Source organism: Pseudomonas machongensis (assembly GCF_034961125.1).
GTDB lineage: Bacteria > Pseudomonadota > Gammaproteobacteria > Pseudomonadales > Pseudomonadaceae > Aquipseudomonas > Aquipseudomonas machongensis.
Genome location: NZ_JAYFUI010000177.1, coordinates 1 through 1,362, shown reverse-complemented (window position 1 = coordinate 1,362; position 1,362 = coordinate 1). Strand labels below are relative to the sequence as shown.

The window sequence follows — 1,362 nt, the reverse complement described above, 5'->3', positions numbered from 1 at the left end:
TGAGACAGGTGTCCCATGACTGACCACGAGCGCCTTTCCACAATCCAGTCCTATGCCTGGACCCTCGAGCTTCTGGGCGAGGCACTGGTTCAATACGATGAACTGCTTGAGTGTGAGCACAACCCGCAGTTGAGCGGTCGAGGTGCGGCGGGGATTCATCAGGCCATCCGCATCATCGGTCGGATGACGGCGGAGGAGTGCGGGAGGTTGATTGATTTGGCGGGGGAGGTTGTGTAGCTGTTGGATTGGTTGTTGGCCCTCGAGTGCCGGGGCCGCTTTGCGGCCCTTTCGCGACACGAGGCCGCTCCTACACCGAGCAGGCTTTAACTACCGACGTGACCTTTGCCGGATGTGTAGCAGGCGAGGGCAGCAGTGCAGGCGTGCAGCCCTGAACGCGTATGTCGGACTGTTCCCAAAATGCGGTTCACGGCTTCTTCGGGCTTCGCCGCGCCTTGCACTGATGCCCCGTTAGGCATAAATTCCTCTCAGTCGCGGCAACCTCCGCGACCGGGTTTGGCGACCCGGGAAAACTTGGCGCAAAGCGCCCCACACGATTGCAGGCGCTTTTTTTGCGTCCGCAGCCTCGTGCCATGGCGGCTGTGCGTGGGAGACCTCCGGGTCTGCCGGGTTCCAAGTTCCCGGTTCGCCAACCTGCGTACAGCTGCCACCCAATTGTTTGGCGACGATGCGTGGCAGCTCCAACCTAACTTGGAGTTTCATGCATGTTTCTCGCTATCTCTTACAGGATCCTCGCATCCGCTCTCCGCCGCTGCTCATCCGCTCCGGTACCTCGACCCCATCGCTTTTTCCCTATTCACAGTCAGTCCACCCGCGACCTGAGGCAGGTGTCCCATGACTGACCACGAGCGCCTTTCTACAGTCCAATCCTATGCCTGGACCCTCGAGCTTCTGGGCGAGGCACTGGTTCAATACGATGAACTGCTCGAGTGTGAGCACAACCCGCAGTTGAGCGGTCGAGGTGCGGCGGGGATTCATCAGGCCATCCGCATCATCGGTCGGATGACGGCGGAGGAGTGCGGGAGGTTGATTGATTTGGCGGGGGAGGCTGTGTAGCTGTTGGATTGGTTATTGGCCCTCGACTGTCGGGGCCGCTTTGCGGCCCTTTCGCGACACGAGGCCGCTTGTGTCTTGATAGGGGATTAGAATCTGGAGTGAGAGCGGTGAATGGCAAGCTGAATGCCGCGTGTGCCTTGAGCACGAGTGGGAGCACAAGCTGCCATTCACCGTTCCACTTTGGCGAGAGCCCGAACAGTTGGATGCGGCCTTGATCTCGAATCACAAGCGTGGGCCAAGCCAAAGTCCTCTCACTCTGTTGAGTCTAGGAGATTTTGGTGATGGTTT

The 1,362-nt window shown here is 59.4% G+C and carries 2 protein-coding genes; both read left to right on the top strand.

The annotated features are described in order from the left end of the window. The first annotated feature begins 15 nt into the window (after positions 1 to 15). Complete coding sequence (locus VA602_RS15915) at positions 16 to 237, top strand: hypothetical protein (protein WP_323453685.1); 222 nt, start codon at positions 16 to 18, stop codon at positions 235 to 237. Between the two features lie 615 nt (positions 238 to 852). Continuing rightward, complete coding sequence (locus VA602_RS15910; RefSeq protein ID WP_323453684.1) at positions 853 to 1,074, top strand: hypothetical protein; 222 nt, start codon at positions 853 to 855, stop codon at positions 1,072 to 1,074. Positions 1,075 to 1,362 lie beyond the last annotated feature (288 nt).